The organism is Primorskyibacter sp. S87 (assembly GCF_049801055.1).
Classification (GTDB): domain Bacteria; phylum Pseudomonadota; class Alphaproteobacteria; order Rhodobacterales; family Rhodobacteraceae; genus JBNAGF01.
In genome coordinates this window covers 1-16,751 of record NZ_JBNAGF010000014.1, presented here as the reverse complement: position 1 = coordinate 16,751, position 16,751 = coordinate 1, and the positions used below count along the sequence as shown (strand labels likewise).

The following is a 16,751-nucleotide window of genomic DNA, read 5'->3' as shown; positions in this document are numbered from 1 at the left end:
GGTCTTATCACGAGCCTTTGGGGCATGAACAGGACGGTTTGGCGCAGTTAGCGCCACCAAGGCGATGTTTTGCATAAGCGTGCAGAATGAGACGACCCAGCGGCGTCAAATTCACCTGTCGGCAATGTTTTTTTGTCCCAATTGCAACGGTAAGGGCCCCTGATTCGCAGTTAAGGATTGATTCGGTCCTTCAAAAAAGCGATGTATGGGAAAAAAATAAGGCAGTAACGAGCAGTATAGGGGCACACCTTATGTCAAAGATTGCATTGGTGGACGATGACAGGAATATCCTGACATCGGTTTCCATGACTCTCGAAGCCGAAGGCTTTGAGGTCGAGACTTATAATGATGGACAGGCCGCGCTCGACGCTTTCAACAAGAAGCTGCCGGACATGGCCGTGCTCGACATAAAGATGCCGCGCATGGACGGGATGGACCTGTTGCAGCGTCTTCGACAGAAAACCCAGATGCCGGTGATTTTCCTGACCTCGAAAGATGATGAAATCGACGAGGTTTTGGGATTGCGCATGGGCGCTGACGACTACGTGAAAAAACCATTCTCGCAGCGTTTGCTTGTCGAGAGGATCCGAGCCCTGCTGCGTAGGCAGGAGGCAGTTTCCGGTGACGTGACCGGAACGACCCCGGAAACAAAGGTCATGGAGCGTGGCCATCTGCGGATGGATCCGTTGCGCCATTCGGTGAGCTGGAAGGGCAAGGACGTTTCGTTGACGGTTACCGAGTTCCTGCTACTGCAGGCTCTGGCGCAGAGACCGGGGTTTGTCAAAAGCCGTGACCAGCTGATGGACGTGGCCTATGACGATCAGGTTTATGTGGACGACCGCACCATCGACAGCCATATCAAACGCCTGCGCAAGAAGATGCGTAGCGCGGACACCGATTTCGCAGCGATTGAGACGCTCTATGGGATCGGTTACAGGTACAACGAAGAGTAACACCCTGCGAAACGGGCTCGATCAAGAAAGGGACAGCGTGCGGGATACCGGCACTACACAGGCGCATCGCAGTGGTGATGTTGTGCTGGGTGACGATTGGGTTGCCCCGCAGAGCACTGTTGCCGAAGAGCTGCGGGCTAAGCGTGCGAGACGCAGTTTCTTTTCGCTGCGCGGCTCGCCTCTGACGCGCAAGATCATTACCTTCAATCTGATCGCGCTGATCATCCTCGTTTCGGGTATTCTCTACCTCAATGACTCGCGGGATAGCCTGGTTCGGCAACGCGCCGGTGCATTGATGGCCGAAGCCAGCCTGATCGCCGACGTATTTGAGGCGCAACTTCCTGCCGGTGGACCGGTGAACCTCACCACCGGCGATGGTGTGGATGTACGCGAAACACTCGAAGCCCTCAGCCTGCGCCGGGGGGTTGAGGTGCTCGTGTTTGACACAACGCAGGCACTGGTCGACCGAACTACGGGCACACGGCCGGATCTGGGTGATACAGCATCTGAAAGCCAGACAATCATCAGCGACGCATTGCTGGCCTTGTGGAACGGCGTTTCGTCGATTTTCTCTCAGGTGGATACGGCGCCCGACATACCTCTGGAACAACAGTTGCAGCAATTGGTGTCTGCAGCGCTTGCAGGTGGCGATCAGGTCGAAGCTGCTTTGGAAACAGCTGGTGGAACTGTCTTTGTCGCCGCTCAGCCGATCATGCGGGACGGCGATCCGGTCGGAGTCGTAGCCGTTTCCAGCCCTTCTGGCGAAATCGATGCGGTTGTTCGGGACGAACGGGAAAGAGTATTGCAGATGTTCGTCGTCGCTTTGCTCGTTTCCGTTGGGCTCAGCCTTGTGCTGGCCTCCACGATTGCCAACCCCTTGGCCGATCTGGCCGAAGCCGCAGAATTGGGCCGTGACCGCAATGCCCGGCGTGCAACGCCGGGCCGTATCAGGATACCCGATCTATCAGCGCGTCCGGACGAAATCGGTCGGCTCAGCCGGGCGCTACGGGGCATGGTGAGTGCCCTTTACACGCGAATTGACAGCAACGAACAATTCGCCGCTGACGTCGCACATGAAATCAAGAATCCGCTGGCCAGTTTGCAATCCGCAGTTGGTACGCTCCGCATGATCAAGCGCGAGGATCAGCGTGAGAAACTGCTCGACGTGATCGAGCATGACGTGCGGCGGTTGGACCGGTTGGTGAGCGACATCTCCAACGCCTCACGGCTGGACGCAGAACTGGTCAAGGAGGAGGAAGAGCATTTCGATCTCCTGACCATGTTGTCCAACCTGAACCAGTATCTCGGTGAAGATGCCCGGGCCAAAGGCATCGATTACATCACAGACCTGCCGCCCGAACCAGTCATGATCGACGGGCTCGAGGCCCGATTGGCACAGGTATTCGTGAATCTCATCACAAACGCGATTTCCTTCTGTGAAGATGGCGACGCAATACGTGTATGGGCCAGAAAACGGGCAAACAGGGTTCTGGTGGTTGTCGAAGATACAGGCCCCGGCATTCCTGATGAGGCGCTGGCCAAGATCTTCAAGCGGTTTTACTCCCAGCGCCCCGAAGAGCATTTTGGTAACAACTCGGGCCTTGGGCTGGCAATTTCCAAGCAGATTGTCGAAGCACATGGCGGCGTGATCTGGGCCGAAAACATCCGTCCGACAGAGGCGGATATTACGTCTGAACCGCTGGGCGCCCGCTTTGTCGTGGGCCTGCCTGTCTAAGCCGTGACCGGCCCGGAGGCTGCCTGCCTGCATGCCAGCTGTGTCGCCCAAGACGGTCGTGGATTGTTGATTCTCGGGGCATCTGGCAGCGGCAAATCTGCACTGGCATTGGAACTGATGGCATACGGCGCCATGCTTGTCGCAGACGACCGGGTGATTGTTTCGTCCAAGCAAGGGCAATTGACTGCGGAACCTCCGGAAGCCCTACGTGGAATGATCGAAGCGCGTGGCGTCGGGCTTTTGAAAGCAACACCGGTTGCGCCTGTTTCCATCCATGCCGCCGTCGATCTTGATGTTGAGGAAGATCAACGGCTGCCGAAACCTCACAAAATCACGATTTTGGGCCAATCCCTGCCGTTGTTTCGCCGCGTGAAAAGCCCACATTATGCCGTAGCGTTGATGCAATACCTGAAAGCAGGACGGCAGATCATTCCATGACGGCCCATGACACTCATTCGCAAACCCAGCTTGTTCTGGTAACCGGACCGTCAGGCGCGGGCAGGTCGACATCGATCAACGTGCTGGAGGATCTGGGTTATGAGGCGATTGACAATCTCCCGCTCAGCCTGATGCCACGTCTTTTGGACGGACCCGGGCACACCGGTCCGCTCGCCTTGGGCGTTGATACCCGAAACCGTGATTTCTCAACTGCGGCGCTGCTGGAACTGATCCGAACGTTGTCGGAACGTCCCGACATTCAGCTCACGGTTCTGTATCTGGATTGTCGGCCCGGTGTCCTGCTGCGGCGTTATTCAGAAACCCGGCGGCGTCATCCGATGTCGCCCGCCGAAAGCCCGAGTATCGGGGTCCAGCGCGAACTCGATCTTCTGGCACCAATCCGCGATCAAGCCGACACGCTTATTGATACAACCGAGCTGAACGTTCACCAACTGCGCGTGGAAATCGAACGATGGTTCGCGTCGGAGAGCGGCCGTGGTCTGGCCCTGACAATCCAATCCTTTTCCTACAAGCGCGGCCTGCCGCGGGGCATCGACATGGTGTTCGACTGCCGTTTTTTGCGAAACCCGTATTGGGAGCCATCCTTGCGCCTGTTTGACGGACGGGATGCACAAGTGGCCGAGCATGTGGCAGCAGATCCGCGATTTGAGCCATTTTTTGAAAAGGTGCTGGATCTTACCAAAATGCTGCTGCCGGCCTATTCCGAAGAGGGTAAATGCCACCTTTCCTTGGCATTCGGGTGTACCGGGGGGCAACACCGATCTGTCATGCTTGCTGAAACCATGGCCAAGGCTCTTGCAGAAAGTGGTCAGCAAGTGTCAATAAGGCATCGCGAACTGGAACGTCGCACAGCTGAAAAGAGGCCGGATTGATCGGAATCGTGATCGTCGCGCATGGTGGGCTGGCAGGAGAATACCTGTCGGCCATCGAGCACGTTGTCGGTGTTCAACCCGGAATGGTTGCCATTGCGATTGAGGCCGATCATGACCGGGGTGAGAAGCAGGCGGAAATCTGTCGCGCCGCTGACTTGGTAGACACCGGCGACGGCGTCGTGGTGGTCACGGACCTGTTCGGCGGATCCCCTTCGAACCTTTCGCTGCGGGCATGTGCTCCGGACAACCGCCGCATTCTTTACGGGGCAAACCTTCCGATGCTGATAAAACTGGCCAAGAGCCGAGACCTGCCGGTGTCCGAAGCCGTTCGCTTCGCGATGGAAGCCGGAAAGAAGTACATTAATACGCAAAACATTTCCCCGGATACCTGATAGACGGATACCCATGACACAGCGCACGCTCAAAATCGTGAACGAAAAGGGGCTTCATGCCCGCGCTTCGGCTAAACTGGTCGAAGTGGTCGAGGGTTTCGACGCCAATGCGGAAATCTCACGCGACGGACTTTCTGCATCGGGTGACAGCATTATGGGGCTTTTGATGTTGGCAGCATCGAAGGGAACGACTATTGACGTTCAAACGTCCGGCCCAGATGCTGAGGCGCTCGCAGAGGCGCTGGAAACGCTGGTCGCGGACAAGTTCGGAGAGGGCTTCTGATACGGTCCGACCCGGAGCAGAAAACAGGACGAACAACGTGGCGGACACCGCGCAGAACAACAAGGCGCATGTGGCGGCTAAGCCCGACCAGGGCGAGATCTATGATCGCCGGACACTGACTTATGCGAACTCTTTCGATGACCCGTGGACGTCGTTTGCGATACGCGCGATCGAGTGGTGCACGGGCAAACTGACGATTCTTCGTATGGTCAGCGCGTTCGAGAAGCAGAACGACAAGTATCGTGGGCAAAAATTCTGGCGCGGCGCATTGAACACCATGGGCATCGATCTGCTCACGCCCGAAGAGCAGATCCGGAACATACCTGCGGATGGGCCGGTTGTTGTGGTGGCAAATCACCCGCACGGGATGGTCGACGGGATGATCTTTGCCGATCTCATTGGCCGGGTGCGTCTGGATTACCGGATCCTGACCCGGTCGGTGCTGACCGGGCTTGATGAGGCAGCTACCTCCTTCATGATCCCGGTGCCCTTCCCGCATGACCCCGAGGCGCAGCAGAAGATGCTGGAGATGCGTTCGAATGCCATGGACCATCTTAAAAATGGCGGGGTTGTGGCTCTGTTCCCTTCTGGGGTGGTCATGTCTTCGGATAGCTGGTTTGGCCCCGCAGTCGAACAGGAATGGAACGTGTTCACAGCGAAGATGATCCGCCGGTCAGGTGCCCGCGTGGTCCCAATCTTTTTCCCCGGTTCGAATTCCCGATGGTATCAGATCGCCAACCGCGTATCGCCAATCCTGCGACAGGGGTTGCTTCTGCACGAGATCGTGCGCTCCTGCAACAAGCCGCAAAGCCCGGTTATCGGTGAGCCGATATCGGACGCCGATATGGAACTTCTGGAGAAAGATCCGCGTGGGTTCATGGCGTGGTTGAGGGAGCACACGCTAGCGTTGGGCAAGCAAGAAGCCTCTTGAAACATCGCGATCCGAGCTGACCGATTGGAAGGCCGGGCCGGCGGACCGGCTCATTGATCTATCCTGATCACATGCCTGTTTGTTGGCGATGGGCGTCGTTTGGTCACCGGGTAGGAACCGGAATTTCTCCGCGATAGTCGTAAAATCCGCGCTGCGTCTTTCGACCCAGCCATCCCGCTTCGACATATTTCGTCAACAGCGGGCAGGGGCGGTATTTGGTGTCAGCCAGGCCGTCATGCAGAACGTTCATGATCGCCAAGCATGTATCCAACCCGATGAAATCAGCAAGCTCCAGTGGACCCATCGGGTGGTTGGCGCCCAGTTTCATCGACTGATCAATGGACTGCACACTGCCCACACCTTCGTACAAGGTGTAGACCGCCTCGTTGATCATCGGCATCAGGATCCGGTTCACGATGAAGGCCGGAAAATCCTCGGCACTGGCAGCCGTCTTGCCCAATCGGTCGACGACTTCCTTGCAGGCGTCATAGGTAGCTTCGTCAGTGGCAATACCGCGGATCAATTCGACCAGTTGCATCACAGGAACGGGGTTCATGAAATGGAAACCCATAAACCGCTCCGGGCGATCCGTGCGGCTGGCCAGTCGGGTGATCGAGATCGAAGACGTGTTCGAAGTCAGGATGGTGCTAGGCTTGAGATGCGGCTGAAGATCTTCGAAAATCGCCTGCTTGACGGTTTCCCGTTCGGTCGCGGCTTCGATCACAAGATCCGTGTCTCCGATATCCGGCAAGTTCAAAGTGGTCGAGATCCGGCCCATTGCGGCAGCAACATCCGCCTCAGATATCTTACCGCGCGACGCCTGACGATCGAGATTCTTTTGAATCAGGGTGGTTGCCGCGTCCAGCGACTGCTGATTGACGTCGTTCAGAACCACATCATATTCGGCCAGCGCCAACACATGGGCAATGCCATTGCCCATCTGTCCCGCTCCGATCACCCCGACTTTCTGAATGCCCATCAATCTGCCTTTCCTAGCAAGTTCGCCAGACCATATCGGTAGGCGGGTGACCGGGACAAGAGGGACCGACACCAACAGTTTGATGCAAATCCGCGCATTAGCCGAATCGCAACGCCTTGGCGCCACGCTAAGGGCGGGTGAAATCTGATGGTGGGTGATATGAGCTATCACAAGCATGGCGCTGTGGCGCCGGAACAGGAATATTGTGCCTACGGGAACTCCAAGCTTCGGTTTCGTGGTCCAAAACGATCGCTGACACAACCATATGTGGCGTTTGTCGGAGGAACGGAGACTTACGGAAAGTTTGTTGAGAGGCCATTCGTCGATCTGGTCGAGACTGAGTTGGGGCAAGTCTGCATCAACCTTGGCAGCGTCGACTCCGGATTGGATACCTTTGTGCAAGAGGCCGAGCTTCTTCGAATTGCACAGGGCGCAGAACTTGTGGTGTTGCAGATCCCTGCGGCGCAGAACCTGTCAAACCGCCTTTACCGCGTACATCCACGCCGGAATGACAGGTTTCTTGCAGCCTCTCCGAGCCTGAAGGCCATTTACCCGGAGGTCGACTTCACAGAGTTCCATTTTAACAAGCATATGCTTGGTGCATTGCGATCAGTTTCTGATGAAAGGTTCCAAGCCGTTCGCGAGGAATTGCGCGCGGCCTGGGTCAGCCGTATGCGCCTGTTGTTGCGGACAATTGACAACCGGACGGTTTTGCTCTGGCTAAAATACCAAGACGATCTGAATGGCACCGGCGCGTTGGGGGCCGATCCTCTATTGGTGCAGGAAGGCATGCTGGAAGAGCTGAAGTTCGATGCCTGCAAGTTGATCCGTTTTTCCGTTCGGGCTGCAGGCGAAAGCGGCGATCTCTCAAAAATGGTGTTTGGCCCAATGCAGGCCCCGGCCGCCAGTCATATCATTGGTCCTGCGACACACGCGGTTGTCGCCGATACTCTAGTGCAGGAATTGCGCCCCCTGCTGTAATGAAACAGGCCCGCCTGTGGCGGGCCTTTTCGCGATGCTTTGACGGAGTTGGATCAGCCGAGTTTTTCGGTCAGTTCCGGAACAGCCTGGAACAAGTCGGCAACCAGTCCGAAATCGGCAACCTGGAAGATAGGTGCTTCTTCGTCTTTGTTGATCGCGACAATGATTTTGCTGTCCTTCATGCCGGCGAGGTGCTGAATTGCACCCGAGATACCGACCGCGATATACAGTTCCGGCGCGACGACTTTACCGGTCTGACCAACCTGCCAGTCGTTGGGCGCATAGCCCGAGTCGACGGCGGCACGCGAGGCACCGACTGCGGCACCGAGCTTGTCAGCAAGGCCTTCGATCAATTTGAAGTCGTCTTCGGAACCAACACCGCGACCGCCGGAGACAACGACACCAGCCGAAGTCAGCTCGGGACGATCGCTTTCGGCGACCTTGTCTTCGACCCATTCCGACAGGCCGGGGTTGGCGCCAACCGACACGGTTTCGACCGAGGCAGAACCGCCTTCACCGGCCGCATCAAAGGTCGAGGTGCGGATGGTGACGACTTTCTTGGCGTCGCCTGACTTGACGGTCTGAACCGCGTTACCAGCGTAGATCGGGCGCTCGAAGGTCGAGCCGTCCACCACGCCAGATGCATCCGAGATCACCATGACGTCCAGCAGCGCTGCAACGCGCGGCATGACATTCTTGGCGTCGGTGGTGGCGGGTGCAACGATATGCTCGTAATCGCCTGCAAGGCTTACGATCAGGTCCGCTGTCGCTTCCGCCAGACGATGTCCCAGCGAGGCATCCTCGGCAACCAACACCTTGGCAACTCCGTCTAGCTTGGCAGCTGCATCACCGGCGGCCGCGGCGGATGCACCGGCACACAGAACGGTCACGTCGCCCATCTGCTTAGCGGCGGTCAATGCCTTGGCGGTGGCGTCGACAGCCAGCTCACCATTGTTCACTTCGGCAAGGAGAAGAACAGCCATTACACAGCCCCCGCTTCTTTCAGTTTCTCAACCAGCTCATCAACCGAGCCGACGATGATGCCGGCGGCACGTGCAGGCGGTTCCTCGGTCTTGACGACCTCAAGCCGTGGCGAGACATCGACGCCGTAGTCGGCAGCTGTCTTTTCATCCAGCGGCTTTTTCTTGGCCTTCATGATGTTCGGCAGCGAGGCATAGCGCGGTTCGTTCAGGCGCAGGTCGACTGTGACAATGGTCGGCATCTTGACCGAGATCGTCTGCAGACCGCCATCCACCTCACGCGTGACTTTTGCGGTATCACCTTCGATGTCCAGTTCAGACGCAAAGGTACCTTGCGACCATCCCAGCAACGCCGAAAGCATCTGGCCGGTGGCGTTCATGTCGTTGTCGATCGCCTGCTTGCCGCAGAGCACGACGCCCGGCTGCTCTTCCTCGACAACCTTGGCAAGGATCTTGGCAACCGCGAGCGGCTCGACATCGGTGTGGACGTCCTCGGCGGCGACCACGAGGATCGCGCGATCCGCACCCATCGCCAGAGCGGTGCGTAGCGTTTCCTGCGCCTGCTTCACGCCGATCGATACGACCACGACCTCTTCGGCTTTGCCGGCTTCTTTCAGACGGATGGCTTCTTCGACAGCGATCTCATCGAAGGGGTTCATCGACATTTTCACGTTAGCAAGATCGACTCCGCTTCCGTCCGCTTTGACGCGAACCTTCACGTTGTAGTCAATCACACGCTTGACAGGCACAAGTACCTTCATTCTGCGGTCTCTCCTTAACAAAACGGCAAGCCGCTCAGCGACTCTCCCTTACGCTCTCGACGTGTTGATACCGAACGGGACTTCCCGGCAACAGGGCAAAATCGTCACGTTATGTATCGCAGACGTCGCGTTTCGTCCCTTGACGCGTGATCTTTGCAAGAATGTTTCGCGCGACGACATCGACCGAGCCCGGTTTGCAATCGCCGCCGAAAAACGCCGCAGGGGCCAGCTGAACAGGATTCGCAAAGGCCTCAGCGGTCAGTGGTTTGCGCCCGGAACCCAAAGCACGTCATCGTTGCCGCCGTTGTTGGCTGTTCGAGCTGCTACAAAAAACCAATCGCTGAGGCGGTTGAGATACGTGATCGCCACTGGGTTGATTTCTTCTTGGGTGGACAATTCCACTGCCAGCCTTTCGGCTCGGCGGGCAACGGTGCGGCAGACGTGAAGATGCGCGGCCAGTGCTGATCCACCGGGCAGAATGAAGCTGCGCAAAGGTTCGAGATCGCGATTCATGCCATCGATTTCCTGCTCCAGCCGATCGACCTGATCGGATATCACGCGCAGGGGCGGGTATTCGGCCTCGGCGTCCTTGTCGAGATCAGGCCGGCACAGATCTGCACCAAGATCGAACAAATCGTTCTGGATCCGGGCAAGGGCTGCATTCAGATCATCTTTGGCGGCGAGCCGGGCGACACCGGCAAAGGAATTCAGTTCATCCACAGTGCCATAAGCCGCGACCCGAGCCGAAAACTTGGCAACGCGGTCGCCATTCCCAAGCGCGGTTTGTCCCTTGTCGCCGGTACGTGTGTAAATCTTGTTCAGGACCACCATTTTAAGAGACACCCTGATTGCGGAGATAGACAAAGAGAACGATCAGCACGACTGCGATGGCCTGCATGATGATCCGAAGGCGCATCATCTTGTTGCCGTACTTGGCGTTGAACTTGCCGCCTTGGGCGAAGCCGCCGACGCCGATCATCAGCACGACAACGACGGCAAGCATCGCCACGATCATCAGTATGAAAACTATGTTGGTCATTTTGCCGGTCCTTCCTGAGAATTCGGCGAGAGCATTTTCATTGCGTGTTCATGTGGAGACTTAGGGCGCCGCCCAGCATGTTCGAGCAACGGGCAGGGGCGGCGAATCTCCGGTCTTGCTGTCCGCTTTAGCGGCACCTGACGGCAAAGCGAACAGGAATTTTCGTCTCAGATGCGCGATAGGATCCGGTCGATTGCGCGGGTCGGTAGCACCCGTCGCAGGTAGCCGGCGACGTAAGCCGGTGTGGTGACGTAGTATCGCGGGCGTGGGCGCCGCGCCTCACAAGCGTGGGCAAGCCGTTTCGTGACAGATGACGGAGGCAGCTCGAACGGATCCGGCCCTGAACTGCCATAGAGTCGCTTGATAAGCGTTTCCTCGTACTTCGTGCGCAAGGCAGAGTTTTCCCAGTCGACGTAGCGTTCAAAGATCGGCAGTGCATTTTTTCGAAGCTTCGTCGAAACCGGGCCGGGTTCGATCAATGAAATCTGAATTCCGCTGCCTGCCAGTTCAAGGCGCAGCGTGTCCGTCAATCCTTCGATGGCATATTTCGTGGCGGCATACGCGCCACGCCACGGAAAAGCGACCAAGCCGAGAACCGATGAATTCTGCACGATTCGACCATGGCCCTGGGCCCGCATGACCGGGATCACCTGTCGGGTCAGCTCGTGCCATCCAAACACATTGGTTTCGAATATCGCCCGCAATCCCTCGAGTGGGATATCTTCGACTGCGCCGGGAAATCCATGGGCGCCGTTGTTGAACAACGCATCAAGTGTGCCGCCGGTGCTTTTCAGAACTTCGCCAAGACCGGAGGTGATCGTGTCCGGGTCGGTGTAGTCGATTCGAGGGCTTGCAAATCCCTGCGCCCTCAATCGGTCGCAATCGACCTGACTCCGGCAGGATGCAAAGACCGTCCATCCCCGTTCGCGCATCCCATGTGCCGCGTCGCGGCCGATGCCAGACGAGCATCCGGTAATTAGGATGGTTTTTTGCATGTGTCCTGCCCGATGGTGCATTGCCGTCGAACCAAGCTATGACCGCCAAACGTTCTTGAAGCAACGGGTTAGGGGCAGGTCAACGCACCTTCTTGCTGACAAGCGAGGAAGCGATCCAGCCAATCTGGCGCTCGGGCAGAACCCGCAGCCGCAGCCAGCCTGTGCCTGAATCTCCCAGAACTTCGACTTCCCGGCCGATGTTAAGTCGAGCCACGACCGGATAAATCGTGCCCGGCCCGTCGCGCATATTCACGCGAGTGCCTGTGACCTCTCGGATATCGGGCTCAGGCTCTGAGAGTTCTGTCGTGATAGCTGTGCTCTCAGATGTGCTTTCGGGCTCGGGATTCGTGGTTTCCAGCGACAGGGCGCCTTGTTCCAATGATGCCAGCCGAAAATTGGCCCCACCTTCCTGCGGGAAGAACTCCAGCCCCGAACTGAGACTGGCTCGGACCTGTGCCAAGCGGGCCGCCGCCTCGGCTTCGGTGATTTCTGGCTCCGGTTCGGGCTCGGCCTGAGCTTTGCGCACCTGATCGGTCCGGGATTTCAGAACCGGGCGGGCAACCAGAGTGTCCGCGCGAACCTGCACCAACTGCGCAGCAGGTTTTGGACGGGCGGGTGCGGTGGCTTGCTTTTCGGCGCTCGGTATTCGAATTCCACGCGGTTCAAAATCATTGCCGCCGCTAAGTTCGTAGAAACCCCAGCCCATGAAAACAAATGACAAAAATACATAGCGCTTGTGCATAGCGCCCTCCAATACAATCAACAATGCCGATAGATCAGCCGCAGAAACCCCACTGACAGAGTAGCATAAAGCGGCATTCAAGTCGAATGACGGGGAAGTTATCATAACTTCTCCCACCTGTAGTCATTCGGGCCGTCGTGTTGGAAAATTAGCGGTTCAGTGAGCCCTCTTGCTTTACCCCGCCGCACGGGCGGCGTATCACATCATCTATGACGGATATCGTAGACGACCCCAACATGGAGCCCTCGGACAACGGGGCAGAGATTGCCGAACCACTGCGCCGGGCGATTGGCGAGCGCTACCTGACATATGCGCTTTCAACGATCATGCACCGCGCATTGCCTGATGCCCGAGACGGATTAAAGCCGGTCCACAGGCGCATATTGTTCGCAATGCGTGAACTGCGACTCACCGCTGGGGGTGGTTTCCGCAAGTCCGCAAAGATCTCTGGCGACGTTATGGGCAACTATCACCCGCACGGGGACGCGGCGATTTACGACGCCATGGCGAGGCTCGCGCAAGACTTTAACGTGCGATACCCGCTGGTCGACGGGCAGGGCAATTTCGGAAACATCGACGGTGATAATCCGGCTGCCAGCCGATACACGGAAGCTCGGATGACCATCGTCGCCGAGGCGCTTCTGGAAGGGTTGAACGAAGACGCGGTTGATTTTCGTGATAACTACGACGGAACCCTTACGGAACCGGTGGTTCTGCCTGCGCAGTTTCCCAATTTGCTGGCCAATGGTTCCAGCGGAATTGCCGTCGGCATGGCAACCAACATTCCGCCGCACAATATTGCCGAGCTCTGCGATGCCTGTCTGCATCTGATCAAGACGCCTGACGCGCGAGATGACACGTTGTTGAATTACGTGCCGGGGCCTGATTTTCCGACCGGCGGTATCATCGTCGAACCCAAGGAGAGTATTGCGCAGGCCTACCGTACTGGTCGCGGCTCGTTCAGATTGCGCTGCAAATACGAGATTGAGGATCTCGGGCGGGGGCAGTGGCAGATTGTAGTCACCGAGATCCCCTACCAGGTGCAAAAATCCCGGTTGATCGAAAAGATCGCCGAACTGATCCAGACCAAGAAAGTGCCGATTCTTGCCGATATCCGGGATGAATCGGCTGACGACATTCGGATGGTTTTGGAACCGAGATCAAAGAACGTCGATCCGGATGTTCTGATGGGGATGCTCTATCGCAACTCGGATCTGGAAGTGCGTTTCTCACTGAATATGAACGTGCTGATCGACGGGGTAACCCCCAAGGTCTGTTCGTTGAAAGAGGTGCTGCGCGCTTTTCTGGATCACCGGCAAGAGGTCCTTCTGCGCCGGTCCCGGCACCGGCTTGGCAAGATCGACCACCGGCTTGAAGTTCTCGAAGGTTTTATCGTCGCGTTCCTGAATCTGGATCGAGTGATCGACATTATTCGGTATGACGAGGATCCAAAGGCGGCATTGATCCGCGAGGACTGGAGCCGCGACTATACCCGTGCACTGAACGAGGCTGACTATGTCTCGCCGCCGCCGGGTGAGGGTGAACTGTCCGAAGTGCAGGTGGACGCAATCCTCAACATGCGCCTGCGCAGCCTGCGCCGGCTCGAAGAAATGGAATTGGTCCGAGAACGCGATGCCCTGATGGAGGAGCGTGCAAACATCGAGGATCTTCTGGCCGATGACGGCCTGCAATGGACCCGCATTTCAGAGCAGTTGAAGGAAACCAAAAAGACCTTCGGCAAGGAATATGAAGGCGGCGCCCGGCGGTCCCGTTTCGCTGAGGCGGGCGAAGTTGAGGAAGTGCCTCTCGAAGCGATGATTGATCGTGAGCCGATCACGGTTGTCTGTTCGCAAATGGGCTGGATCCGCGCCATGACCGGACATATCGACCTCAAGCGCGAGTTGAAGTTCAAGGATGGTGACGGCCCGCGCTTCATCTTCCACGCAGAAACGACCGACCGGCTGCTGGTCTTCGGCACAAATGGCCGGCTTTACACGATCAGCGCCGCCAATTTGCCCGGTGGTCGCGGCATGGGGGAGCCGGTTCGCCTGATGGTCGATCTGCCGAACGAAGCCGAGATTGTGGACATTCTGATTCACAAACCGGATCGTAAGCTGCTGGTTGCGTCTTCGGCGGGTAACGGGTTCGTCGTGTCAGAATCCGATGTCGTTGCGCAGACCCGAACTGGTAAGCAGGTGCTCAATGTAAAGGGCGACGAGCGTGCAATCATTTGCAAGCCGGTTGCCGGCGACCATGTTGCCGTGGTTTCGGAGAACGGCAAGTTTCTTGTTTTCCCGGTTGCCGAACTGCCCGAAATGGGGCGCGGCAAGGGGGTGCGGCTCCAGAAATACAATATGGCACGCGGTCGGCAGGGAACGCTCGAATTGGATGGCGGGCTTTCGGATGTCACGACCTTTAATTGGGAAGAAGGGCTGAAATGGTCCATGGGCGGTGACAAGACCCGGCATGAACCTGACCTGTCCGATTGGCTGGGTAAACGTGCGGGGGTCGGAAAGAAGCCGCCATATGGTTTCCCGCGATCGAACAAGTTCAGCTGATCTGTTGCCGGCAGGTTCCGGTCGGTGGATAGATGCCAAGTCCGGACCGGCTGCTATTTGCACGCAGGCCCGCAGTGTTCTATGTCCTGTGCAAACAAGACCTGTCGAGACGTGACCATGATCCGAATTCTGACCCTGATGGCCGGCCTGTTTGCGCTGGTTGCCTGTTCTCCAACCCTGGTTAATGAACCCCCCGAGCAAATGGGCGCCTTCAAGTTGAGGGTGAACTACGTCTTCGCGGAAAAGGCGGTCAAAGGCCCGGTCTCTCGCAGCGCAACACCGCAGGAATGGGTCGCGGCAATCGAGAATGCGATGAACGTCCGGCTTGGCCGCTATGACGGCGCTCAGGAGTATGATCTTGGTGTCAGTCTCGAAGGTTACATGCTGGCGCCCGAAGGTGTGCCCGTGGTCTATAACCCCAAGAGCACGGCTGTGGTTCGGGTGACGGTTTACGATGTCGCGCAGAAAAAATACCTGGCTAAGGCTGTCCAGATGCAGGTTCTGGAGGACACAACCAGATCCAGCGCTGTCTTGGGCTCGGGGCATGCGCGCACCAAGGAAGAGCAGATGAGCGGGTTGTCTCTGAAGATCGCCGATCGGATCGAGGAGTGGCTGGCAGAGGAGCACAAGGAGAACGGCTGGTTCGATCCGGTCGAGTCACCGGGCTCGGAAATCGCCGACCAGAACAGTTGAGCCGGATATCTGCACGACATACTTGATTTTCCTCATGGAACCCAATATGTCGCGCGCGCAGTAGGAAACTGGTTCATACGGACCACTCAGTTCAAAAAGGGCGCCTAGAGAATGGCAAAGGAAAAGTTTGAGCGTACAAAACCGCACGTCAACATTGGCACGATTGGCCACGTTGACCACGGCAAGACGACGCTGACCGCGGCAATCACCAAGTATTTTGGCGACTTCAAGGCGTATGACCAGATTGACGGTGCGCCGGAAGAGAAGGCGCGCGGCATCACCATCTCGACGGCGCATGTTGAGTATGAGACCGACAACCGCCACTATGCGCATGTCGACTGCCCCGGCCACGCCGACTACGTCAAGAACATGATCACCGGTGCTGCCCAGATGGACGGCGCGATTCTGGTTGTGAACGCCGCTGACGGCCCGATGCCGCAGACCCGCGAGCACATCCTGCTGGGCCGCCAGGTTGGCATCCCGAAGATGGTTGTGTTCCTGAACAAAGTTGACCAGGTTGACGACGAAGAGCTTCTGGAACTGGTTGAGATGGAAGTTCGCGAACTGCTGTCCAGCTACGACTACCCCGGCGACGATATCCCGATCATCGCGGGTTCGGCTCTGGCGGCGATGGAAGGCAACAACCCGGAGATCGGCGAAGAGAAGATCAAGGAACTGATGGCGGCTGTTGATGACTACATCGACACCCCTGAGCGTGCTGTTGACCAGCCGTTCCTGATGCCGATCGAAGACGTGTTCTCGATCTCGGGCCGCGGCACCGTTGTGACCGGTCGTGTCGAGCGTGGCGTGATCAATGTTGGCGACGAGATTGAAATCGTTGGCATCCGCGACACCACCAAGACCACCTGCACCGGCGTGGAAATGTTCCGCAAGCTGCTGGACCGCGGCGAAGCGGGCGACAACATCGGCGCGCTGCTGCGTGGCGTTGACCGTGACGGTGTTGAGCGTGGTCAGGTTCTGTGTAAGCCGGGTTCGGTTACACCGCACACCAAGTTCGAAGCCGAAGCCTATATCCTGACCAAGGAAGAGGGCGGCCGTCACACCCCGTTCTTCGCGAACTACCGTCCACAGTTCTACTTCCGGACCACGGACGTGACCGGCACCGTGACCCTGGCCGAAGGCACCGAGATGGTTATGCCGGGCGACAACGTGTCGTTTGGCGTTGAGCTGATCGCGCCGATCGCCATGGAAAACGGCCTGCGCTTCGCCATCCGCGAAGGTGGCCGCACCGTCGGCGCTGGCGTGGTGTCGAAAATCGTCGAGTAAGGCGCGCTAGCGCGCCTGGTTGCGGCAGGCGATCTTCCAAAGGAAAATCTGCCGAGAGCAACACGGTGAGACAATTGGAAAGGCCGTCCCACACGGGGCGGCCTTTTCCTT

Annotated in this window: 18 protein-coding genes and 1 pseudogene; 12 read left to right on the top strand and 7 right to left on the bottom strand. The window is 57.7% G+C overall.

Features of this window, described 5'->3' with window-relative positions:
- Positions 1–251 precede the first annotated feature (251 nt).
- From ACP15U_RS19115 to ACP15U_RS19080, 8 genes and pseudogenes are all read left to right on the top strand, one after another.
- The gene (locus tag ACP15U_RS19115; protein ID WP_425046619.1) at positions 252–953 is read left to right on the top strand and encodes a response regulator transcription factor; all 702 of its coding nucleotides are present in this window, start codon (positions 252–254) and stop codon (positions 951–953) included.
- Positions 954–990: 37 nt separating this feature from the next.
- On the top strand, positions 991–2,688 hold the full coding sequence (locus ACP15U_RS19110; RefSeq protein ID WP_425046738.1) for a sensor histidine kinase: 1,698 nt from the start codon (positions 991–993) through the stop codon (positions 2,686–2,688).
- A gap of 3 nt (positions 2,689–2,691) precedes the next feature.
- Positions 2,692–2,877: pseudogene (locus tag ACP15U_RS19105) on the top strand (HPr kinase/phosphorylase); the annotation flags it as partial.
- A gap of 24 nt (positions 2,878–2,901) precedes the next feature.
- Positions 2,902–3,126, top strand: coding sequence for a hypothetical protein (locus tag ACP15U_RS19100; RefSeq protein ID WP_425046742.1), 225 nt, complete (start codon positions 2,902–2,904; stop codon positions 3,124–3,126).
- Positions 3,123–4,019, top strand: a complete 897-nt coding sequence (rapZ, locus tag ACP15U_RS19095; protein ID WP_425046618.1) for an RNase adapter RapZ — start codon at positions 3,123–3,125, stop codon at positions 4,017–4,019. Before ACP15U_RS19100 ends, rapZ begins: the two co-directional genes overlap by 4 nt.
- The gene (locus ACP15U_RS19090; RefSeq protein ID WP_425046617.1) at positions 4,016–4,411 is read left to right on the top strand and encodes a PTS sugar transporter subunit IIA; all 396 of its coding nucleotides are present in this window, start codon (positions 4,016–4,018) and stop codon (positions 4,409–4,411) included. Before rapZ ends, ACP15U_RS19090 begins: the two co-directional genes overlap by 4 nt.
- Before the next feature lie 13 nt (positions 4,412–4,424).
- On the top strand, positions 4,425–4,694 hold the full coding sequence (locus tag ACP15U_RS19085) for an HPr family phosphocarrier protein (protein ID WP_425046616.1): 270 nt from the start codon (positions 4,425–4,427) through the stop codon (positions 4,692–4,694).
- A 37-nt stretch (positions 4,695–4,731) separates the two neighbouring features.
- Positions 4,732–5,625 (top strand): lysophospholipid acyltransferase family protein, encoded by an 894-nt coding sequence (locus ACP15U_RS19080; RefSeq protein WP_425046615.1) that lies wholly within the window; start codon positions 4,732–4,734, stop codon positions 5,623–5,625.
- A 103-nt stretch (positions 5,626–5,728) separates the two neighbouring features.
- Here the strand turns inward: ACP15U_RS19080 and ACP15U_RS19075 are convergent, their stop codons facing one another.
- Positions 5,729–6,604: a 3-hydroxybutyryl-CoA dehydrogenase gene (locus ACP15U_RS19075; RefSeq protein ID WP_425046614.1), complete on the bottom strand. Its 876-nt coding sequence runs from the start codon at positions 6,602–6,604 to the stop codon at positions 5,729–5,731.
- 159 nt (positions 6,605–6,763) lie between these two features.
- Here ACP15U_RS19075 and ACP15U_RS19070 point away from each other — a divergent pair, with 159 nt between their 5' ends.
- Positions 6,764–7,585, top strand: coding sequence for a DUF6473 family protein (locus ACP15U_RS19070; RefSeq protein WP_425046613.1), 822 nt, complete (start codon positions 6,764–6,766; stop codon positions 7,583–7,585).
- 53 nt (positions 7,586–7,638) lie between these two features.
- Here the strand turns inward: ACP15U_RS19070 and ACP15U_RS19065 are convergent, their stop codons facing one another.
- From ACP15U_RS19065 to ACP15U_RS19040, 6 genes are all read right to left on the bottom strand, one after another.
- Positions 7,639–8,568 (bottom strand): electron transfer flavoprotein subunit alpha/FixB family protein, encoded by a 930-nt coding sequence (locus ACP15U_RS19065; RefSeq protein ID WP_425046612.1) that lies wholly within the window; start codon positions 8,566–8,568, stop codon positions 7,639–7,641.
- The gene (locus ACP15U_RS19060; RefSeq protein ID WP_425046611.1) at positions 8,568–9,326 is read right to left on the bottom strand and encodes an electron transfer flavoprotein subunit beta/FixA family protein; all 759 of its coding nucleotides are present in this window, start codon (positions 9,324–9,326) and stop codon (positions 8,568–8,570) included. Before ACP15U_RS19060 ends, ACP15U_RS19065 begins: the two co-directional genes overlap by 1 nt.
- A gap of 258 nt (positions 9,327–9,584) precedes the next feature.
- Complete coding sequence (locus ACP15U_RS19055) at positions 9,585–10,157, bottom strand: cob(I)yrinic acid a,c-diamide adenosyltransferase (protein WP_425046610.1); 573 nt, start codon at positions 10,155–10,157, stop codon at positions 9,585–9,587.
- A gap of 1 nt (position 10,158) precedes the next feature.
- A complete protein-coding gene (locus ACP15U_RS19050; RefSeq protein ID WP_425046609.1) occupies positions 10,159–10,365 on the bottom strand; it encodes a twin transmembrane helix small protein in 207 nt (68 codons plus the stop codon).
- A 167-nt stretch (positions 10,366–10,532) separates the two neighbouring features.
- Positions 10,533–11,360, bottom strand: coding sequence for an SDR family NAD(P)-dependent oxidoreductase (locus tag ACP15U_RS19045; RefSeq protein WP_425046608.1), 828 nt, complete (start codon positions 11,358–11,360; stop codon positions 10,533–10,535).
- A gap of 79 nt (positions 11,361–11,439) precedes the next feature.
- The gene (locus ACP15U_RS19040; RefSeq protein WP_425046607.1) at positions 11,440–12,102 is read right to left on the bottom strand and encodes an SH3 domain-containing protein; all 663 of its coding nucleotides are present in this window, start codon (positions 12,100–12,102) and stop codon (positions 11,440–11,442) included.
- Positions 12,103–12,311: 209 nt separating this feature from the next.
- Here ACP15U_RS19040 and ACP15U_RS19035 point away from each other — a divergent pair, with 209 nt between their 5' ends.
- The 3 genes from ACP15U_RS19035 (at position 12,312) to tuf (ending at position 16,640) form a co-directional block, all read left to right on the top strand.
- A complete protein-coding gene (locus tag ACP15U_RS19035; RefSeq protein ID WP_425046606.1) occupies positions 12,312–14,660 on the top strand; it encodes a DNA topoisomerase IV subunit A in 2,349 nt (782 codons plus the stop codon).
- A 117-nt stretch (positions 14,661–14,777) separates the two neighbouring features.
- Positions 14,778–15,353, top strand: coding sequence for a hypothetical protein (locus ACP15U_RS19030; protein WP_425046605.1), 576 nt, complete (start codon positions 14,778–14,780; stop codon positions 15,351–15,353).
- Positions 15,354–15,464: 111 nt separating this feature from the next.
- Positions 15,465–16,640 carry an elongation factor Tu gene (tuf, locus tag ACP15U_RS19025; RefSeq protein WP_425045001.1) on the top strand — a complete coding sequence of 392 codons (1,176 nt, stop codon included), beginning with the start codon at positions 15,465–15,467 and terminating at the stop codon, positions 16,638–16,640.
- Positions 16,641–16,751: the final 111 nt, after the last annotated feature.